At 41.0% G+C, this 6,847-nt stretch carries 8 protein-coding genes; 2 read left to right on the plus strand and 6 right to left on the minus strand.

The window, feature by feature from the left end; genetic code table 11:
• Both lysS and greA read right to left on the minus strand, forming a co-directional pair.
• On the minus strand, nt 1-1,268 hold a 1,268-nt coding region (gene lysS, locus ACYVTD_RS08685), incomplete at its 3' end, for a lysine--tRNA ligase (protein WP_461247382.1).
• Between the two features lie 11 nt (nt 1,269-1,279).
• Nucleotides 1,280-1,747 carry a transcription elongation factor GreA gene (gene greA / locus ACYVTD_RS08690; RefSeq protein WP_461247383.1) on the minus strand — a complete coding sequence of 156 codons (468 nt, stop codon included), beginning with the start codon at nt 1,745-1,747 and terminating at the stop codon, nt 1,280-1,282.
• Between the two features lie 169 nt (nt 1,748-1,916).
• Here greA and ACYVTD_RS08695 point away from each other — a divergent pair, with 169 nt between their 5' ends.
• Nucleotides 1,917-3,152, plus strand: coding sequence for a serine hydroxymethyltransferase (locus ACYVTD_RS08695; RefSeq protein ID WP_461247384.1), 1,236 nt, complete (start codon nt 1,917-1,919; stop codon nt 3,150-3,152).
• Nucleotides 3,153-3,206: 54 nt separating this feature from the next.
• On the opposite strand, the gene spo0A is transcribed toward ACYVTD_RS08695, so the two are convergent.
• Entirely contained in the window at nt 3,207-3,995 is a 789-nt protein-coding gene (gene spo0A, locus ACYVTD_RS08700) for a sporulation transcription factor Spo0A (RefSeq protein ID WP_461247385.1), read from the minus strand.
• A 69-nt stretch (nt 3,996-4,064) separates the two neighbouring features.
• Nucleotides 4,065-5,225, minus strand: a complete 1,161-nt coding sequence (gene truB, locus ACYVTD_RS08705; protein WP_461247386.1) for a tRNA pseudouridine(55) synthase TruB — start codon at nt 5,223-5,225, stop codon at nt 4,065-4,067.
• Nucleotides 5,226-5,301: 76 nt separating this feature from the next.
• Between truB and ACYVTD_RS08710 the strand changes: the two genes are divergently transcribed.
• Complete coding sequence (locus ACYVTD_RS08710; RefSeq protein WP_461247387.1) at nt 5,302-5,883, plus strand: hypothetical protein; 582 nt, start codon at nt 5,302-5,304, stop codon at nt 5,881-5,883.
• 32 nt (nt 5,884-5,915) lie between these two features.
• Here the strand turns inward: ACYVTD_RS08710 and ACYVTD_RS08715 are convergent, their stop codons facing one another.
• Nucleotides 5,916-6,092: a hypothetical protein gene (locus ACYVTD_RS08715; RefSeq protein WP_461247388.1), complete on the minus strand. Its 177-nt coding sequence runs from the start codon at nt 6,090-6,092 to the stop codon at nt 5,916-5,918.
• A 21-nt stretch (nt 6,093-6,113) separates the two neighbouring features.
• A complete protein-coding gene (locus ACYVTD_RS08720) occupies nt 6,114-6,806 on the minus strand; it encodes a hypothetical protein (protein WP_461247389.1) in 693 nt (230 codons plus the stop codon).
• Between the last annotated feature and the right edge of the window lie 41 nt (nt 6,807-6,847).

The raw sequence follows: 6,847 nt of genomic DNA on the forward strand, positions 1-6,847 counted from the left end.
TCTTTAAACCTTTCGTTTTGATCGATCGGATCGTTTAATTCAGAGTACGCATTCGCAAGCTCACGGCCATAAACGAATAGCTCAAAACGCTCAGTCAACCTTGCATCATCAGCTTTTTTCTTCGCAAGCGGAGATACTTCAACTGGATAGTCATAAACAAAAGTCGGTTGAACTAAAGCTTTCTCACACTTTTCTTCGAAAACAATATTAAGCACTTCGCCCCACGTTGCCACGCCTTTTATCTCAATGCCAAGTTTTTTCGCAGCAGCAACGGCTTTTATATCGTCTAACCCGTCAAAATCAATTCCCGTCTTGCGTTTAACGATGTCTATCATCGAGATTTTCTCGAATTTATCAAAGTTCAAATCAGTTTCTTCGTATTTTATCTTCGTAGTCCCGCAGGCAGCTTTTGCGCATTCTCGTATAATATTTTCCGTCAAATCCATGCCAGATGCATAATCTTCATATGCCGTGTATATCTCGATCGTCGTAAATTCTGGGTTGTGTCGCGTGCTCATTCCCTCGTTGCGGAACAGCCTGCCAATCTCATAAACCTTTTCAAACCCGCCAACTACCAAGCGTTTTAGGTGAAGCTCTGTTGCAATTCTTAAGTACATATCAAGGTTCAATGTCTTGTGATGTGTTGTAAAAGGTCTCGCCGTTGCGCCACCAGAAATAGTGGATAACACGGGCGTTTCAAATTCAATGTATCCCTTGTTGTCAAGAAAATCGCGGATTGTTTTTATAACTTTGAACCTTTTAACGAATGTTTCTTTAACCTCAGGATTAACGATTAGATCCACATATCTCTCTCTATATCTCAAATCCGTGTCTTTCAAACCATGAAATTTTTCAGGCAGAGGACGCAAAGATTTAGATAACAATGTAACCTTAGTTGCGCGAACTGATTTTTCTTCTTTATGAGTTAGAAATACCTCTCCGCTAACGCCGATAATATCGCCAATGTCTAACTTTTTGAATTCGTCATACGCCTCTTCGCCAAGATTATCACGGCTAACATAAAGCTGTATTTTCCCGTTTTCGTCTTGCACGTCAGCAAAACTAGCCTTGCCCATTCCACGTTTGCTCATGAGCCTGCCAGCTATAACAACCGGCTTGCCCTCATAAGTATCAAAATTTTCGACGATGTCATTAATCTCATTTTGCTTATCAAAAGAAGTGACAGCATATGGATTTTTGCCGTTTGAAGTTAATTCAGCTAATTTATCACGCCTCGCCTGCAGTATCGCGTTTAATTCTTCGCTCATTAGTAGCCCTTTTATTTTTGAATTTTAATAACAGTTAGTGTGTTGCTGCCAGTAGGCAATTCAACAACAATCTTCGCGCCTTTTTTCGCCCCAATCAAAGCTTTGCCGATCGGTGATTCCTCAGAAATCTTACCAGCAAAAGGGTTAGCCTCATGCGTTCCCACGATTTGATACACGATTTCTTTGTCAGCATTTTTGTCGTAGAATGTAACCTTCGAACCAATCGAAACAACGTTCGATGTTCCATCGCTAATAACAACCGCATTTTTAAGAATCTTCTCGATTTCTATGATGCGCGCTTGCGTTGCAGCTTGCTCGTTTTTCGCCTCGTCATATTCAGCATTCTCGGAAAGGTCGCCGAACGAACGCGCTTCTTTGATTTGCTCAGCAATTTCATGCATTTTAACGCTAACTAAATTATCTAGCTCTTGTTGAAGCTCTTCTCTACCTTGCTTTGTTATCGTAATTTGTTTTCCCAAAACTACACTCTCCTAAAATCTTTGTTTTTCGCTCGCTCTAGTATATCACACTTTTCAAGATATTGTCAATACTTTTTATACGCTTTATAGAGGTAAAAATGCCATAAAAACAAAAAATTTGACAAAAAGTTTTTGCAAATATATAATATCTAAAATCACGGAGGAAAAAATGTATCTTTTAGACGAACTTAAAAACCAAGATAAGCAAGTTTTCGATGCGATAAACGCGGAGACAGACCGCCAGCGCAACAAAATCGAACTAATCGCGAGCGAAAATTTTGTGTCCGAAGCTGTTATGGCAGCTGTCGGCTCAACGCTGACTAATAAATACGCAGAGGGCTATCCAGCACATAGATATTATGGCGGTTGCGAATGCGTTGATGTTGCAGAAAACCTAGCTATCGAGCGCGCACAAAAATTATATAACACAGATTATCACGTAAACGTTCAACCACACTCCGGCGCAAACGCTAATCTCGCTGTATACTTTGCTGCGCTAGAGCCGGGCGATACAGTTCTCGGCATGAACCTAGCAAACGGCGGACATCTAACCCATGGTTCACCTGTGAACTACTCTGGAAAATGGTTCAATGTCGTGCCATACGGCGTCGATGAAAACGGATATATAGATTATGACGAGGTCCTCGCTCTTGCAAAAACGCATAAACCAAAAATGATAATCGCCGGAGCTTCGGCTTATCCCCGCGCATTAGATTTTAAAAAATTTGCCGAAACCGCAAAAGAAGTTGGCGCAACGTTAATGGTCGACATGGCGCACATCGCAGGTTTAATCGCAGCAGGTCTGCACGAAAGCCCATTCGGCTATGCAGATTTTGTAACGACAACAACACACAAAACCCTAAGAGGACCGCGAGGTGGCGCAATATTTGCAAAACCAGAATTTGCTAAAGCGATTGATAAAGGCGTCTTCCCAGGAACGCAAGGCGGTCCATTAATGCACGTCATCGCCGGCAAAGCAGTCTGCTTCGGCGAAGGGTTAACCCCTGAATTTAAGGAATATCAAAAACGCGTAGTCGAAAACGCAAAGGCATTCGCAGATAGATTTATCGAAAACGGAATCAAATTGGTCTCAAACGGCACAGACAACCATCTGATGTTAGTCGATTTAACTCCATTTGGTTTGACTGGCAAAGACGTCGAACACAACCTTGACGAAATCGGCATAACAGCAAATAAGAACACCATACCAAACGATCCAAATGGTCCATTTGTCACAAGCGGACTGCGTTTAGGAACGCCTGCCGCAACAACCCGCGGCTTCGGCAAAGAGGAATTTGTAGAAATCGCAGATATCATAACAGATGTCATAAAGGATTTCGAATCGGCAAAAGATACCGCGCCAGCCCGAGTTAAAGCATTATGCGATAAACACCCGTTATATTAAAAATAAAACAAAAAGCTCTGATTATTTATCAGAGCTTTTTAAATGAATAGAAAACTAACCTACGCTAACAACCTTGCTAGCTTTGAGCGCAAGGCGCATTTTGTCCGCCAACATCGCGATAAATTCGCTATTGGTCGGCTTTCCTTTGTTGTTGTTAATCGTGTATCCAAAATATTTTGTCAATATATCAATGTTTCCGCGATCCCACGCAACTTCGATCGAATGCCTGATCGCTCGCTCAACTCTCGAAGGGCTCGTATCATACAATTTTGCCACCATCGGGTATAGCCCCTTTGTAATAGATTCCAAAATAGCCGGGGTTTCAACTGAGTATAAAATCGCCGAACGCAAATACTGATACCCTTTAATGTGCGCCGGAATGCCGATTTCATGCAACATTTCCGTCACTTCGAACTCAGTGTCTTTCAGTTCTATGCTCGGTTTGTTAGATAAAACTGTTAGGTTGCTGCCCGCAAGCATTTTAATTCTCTTTGCCAAATCGCCCAACGAGAATGGTTTAATTAAGAATAAAGACGCACCCAAATCTAGGCATTGCTGCACGATAGCCTGATTCGGCAAGCTGTACGTCGCGATCGCTTTAGTCTTAATCCCTAAGCTTTTAATTTTTTCTAAAACTGATATTCCGTCTAAAACCGGCAATATAACGTCGATCAAAGCGATATCCGGATTGTATTTATTTAGCAGCTCCACAGCCCTATCGCCTGAGTTCGCCGTCCCAACAACCGATATGCTCGAATCATTTTTGAAGAACTCCGAAATTAGGTATGTAAATTCTTGAGAGGAATCAGCCACAACCAGTTTGATTTTTTGCTCGTTTAACATTTTTATCTAGCTCCTTTTTCTCCCCCAAGACTTAGTATGATGAAATTTTACACTAAATGGAAAATTTTGTCAATAGTTTTTTACAATATTTTCCACAAAAGTTTCATCATCCTTCGACATTTTTCGTAAATCCGAAGAAGAAATTGGCTTTCCGTCGCTAAAAACGGGGCTAATAACATTTAATTTTACACAAAATTTTTTACATAATTCCTGCAGTTTTTCAATATCTCCCTCGCGATTTTTACCAAAAAAGAAGTCGAACCCGACGGTTATTTCCCTCGCGTGGAGTTTTTTGTATATAAATTCCTCGAAAAACTCTTGATATTCAATGTCTTTTATGCCATCGATATTCTGATAAATCATTGCATCTATTCCAAGCTTATGAAGCTTTTCCTGCCTCTTTTGCTCATCTAATATTTTTTCTTCTTTATTATCAATTATCAAAGCTGCCGGCAAGAATTCGCTTTTAATAACTTCCTCGATAACTGCCTTATGCCCGTTATGCACCCCGTCGAACTTGCCAATGCACAAAGATGTCGGGAAAGGTATCTCGCAAATTTCTTCTAATATAATCGGTTTAATCTCTGCCTTTTCAATCGAAACGCAATCTTTAAGTTCGAACTTGCCGTTTTTAGTGCGAACGAGCGACGTCATCACCGCGCCGCAACCTAAAGCCGATCCAATGTCATGCACAAGCGTTCTTATATATGTCCCCGCCGAGCATTCCACTTCTATCTTCGCCGCGCTATCCGTATGCTCCAAAATTTTTATATCATATACGCTAACTCGGCGTGGATCACGCTCAATCTCTATCCCCTCGCGCGCTAAATCGTATAACTTTCGGCCGCCAACCTTGATCGCAGAAAACATCGGCGGAGTCTGTTTTATATCACCAACAAATTTTTTTACGATCTCATCCAACTGTTTTTTTGCTATCTTCGGTTCGCATATATCGGTTATCTCGCCCGTTATATCCTGCGTGTTAGACGTCTTGCCGAACTCCATCTCAGCAATATACGTTTTCTTCTTATGCATAAAATAATCGGAAAGCTTTGCAGCCTTACCAACGCAGACTATTAAAACGCCTGTTGCAATCGGGTCTAGCGTTCCTGTGTGTCCTATTTTTTTTGTTCCCAAAATTCCACGCAATTTTGCGATGACATCAAAAGAAGTCCAATCTCTTGGCTTATTTATTAAAACAATTCCGTTTCTCGCGCTCATATATTTCATTATACATTTCCTGTCGAATTTTGTCAAACAAAACATTTCCCTTGATTTTTTTAATAAATAGTGGTAAAATACTTTTATGAAAAAAGACAGCTATTTCACAAGCCGCGGGCTATCAAAAATCCTATTTTTGCTAGCTATCTTAACTTTCTTTATGCCATTTCTAGCCGTTTCATGCGGCAGCAATGAGTTGATCAGCCCAACGGGAATGGATTTAATAACTAGCCGAGAATATGCAGTGTTAGATACATCCGCCATCATCCCCAGCCAAATTTCCATCATCATCTGCCTTGCCGCGCTGGTTATTCTGGGTGTCGTTTTATATTCCAAACAAAAAAGATTCACGCTGCTCCTCTGGGGTTTTAGCATATTCGCCGCTGTCTTATCTATCGTCTGGTTCCTATTTTCTGAACCTAAAAAGCTATACCTCGCCGCGCTAGATTATATCGGCTATAACGTCACCGATGTCTTTTCCGTAAATATCGGCATCGGTCTTTGGTCGCTGATTATAATAATTATTTTGCTCATCGCGGTGTACCTAAAACGCCTGTTATTCGAACCTCTTCATGATATCGAACCAGATGAAGAAGATATCAAAAGGCGTTGGTTCGCCCTCGGCAACCCGTTCGAACTAAAAACTGATTACAAAACGAAAGCATAAAAAAAGAACCTGATCGGGTTCTTTTTATTTTATTATATTTTAATTCCTGGCTGAGTTGGAGCCGCCTGCGTTGTGACAGGGGGAGCTTGCGTAGGAGCAGGAGGCTGATCTTTCCCAACATTTCGTTGCGCTCTCAATTCATCAAGCGTTGCTTTCACATCTATTTTCGTCTTCCCGCGCTTCGAAACTTTCTCGGTCGCTTCTTTCAAATCTTTTTCAACTTGTTCTTTCTAGCTTTTTATACCTTTTTTTTCAACTTCATCTATAGTTAATTCAATCTTTTCGCCTTTGCGTTTTTTATTTAAATTACTAAAAGCTCTCTTAATCTTCGGTATGTGCTTTCCAATTAGAGGCAATTTTTCAATGCCGCCGCGATAGACTTTATAAGTGCAAGCCAGCCCTGCTATCATAACAAGCCCGCCGACAAACATTCCAAGCGGGCCGCCTAGCAAAAGCCCTGCTAAAAGCGAACCTCCCATACCGCCGAACATAGTCATCCCGCGTTTTATGTTCATATTTCTAATGCCAAATTTTTTGTTCGCAGCAAGCATAGCGTTAAAAATCTTCCGCTCCCCGATGGTCCCTTTGTTATCTTTATGAAATTCTACTAAGATCTTATTTCGTTGCCACATCTTAGTTTCAGGGTTTCCAGCCGCCTCCAAAAGCCTTTTCTTGGTATCATGCGCCCTTGCAAGCAGTTTTTGGTCGCTCTCGTTTAGTTCTTCAGTTAGATTTCTCTTTTTAAAATCTTCAGATATCTTAAGCAAATCCTCGTCTAATTTCTTAGACAAGTTCTTTTTCATCTTTCCATAATGGAAATCTTTTGCAACCTTGCTCGGCTTTAAAAACGGGTATAGCCCGCCTGTCCAAAAGGTAGCAAGAGCACGAAGCCCTTTGCCTAGAAACTCTTTTTTATCTGCCATAAAAAATCACCTAATTTCTATAATTTCTATTTATACTTAAT

The organism is Treponema sp. R6D11, assembly GCF_054786075.1.

Coding starts and splice junctions, on each gene's coding strand:
- ACYVTD_RS08695 (WP_461247384.1), top strand. CDS start 1,917: ATGTATCTTTTAGACGAACTTAAAAACCAAGATAAGCAAGTTTTCGAT.
- spo0A (WP_461247385.1), bottom strand. CDS start 3,995: ATGTTAAACGAGCAAAAAATCAAACTGGTTGTGGCTGATTCCTCTCAA.
- truB (WP_461247386.1), bottom strand. CDS start 5,225: ATGAAATATATGAGCGCGAGAAACGGAATTGTTTTAATAAATAAGCCA.
- ACYVTD_RS08710 (WP_461247387.1), top strand. CDS start 5,302: ATGAAAAAAGACAGCTATTTCACAAGCCGCGGGCTATCAAAAATCCTA.
- ACYVTD_RS08720 (WP_461247389.1), bottom strand. CDS start 6,806: ATGGCAGATAAAAAAGAGTTTCTAGGCAAAGGGCTTCGTGCTCTTGCT.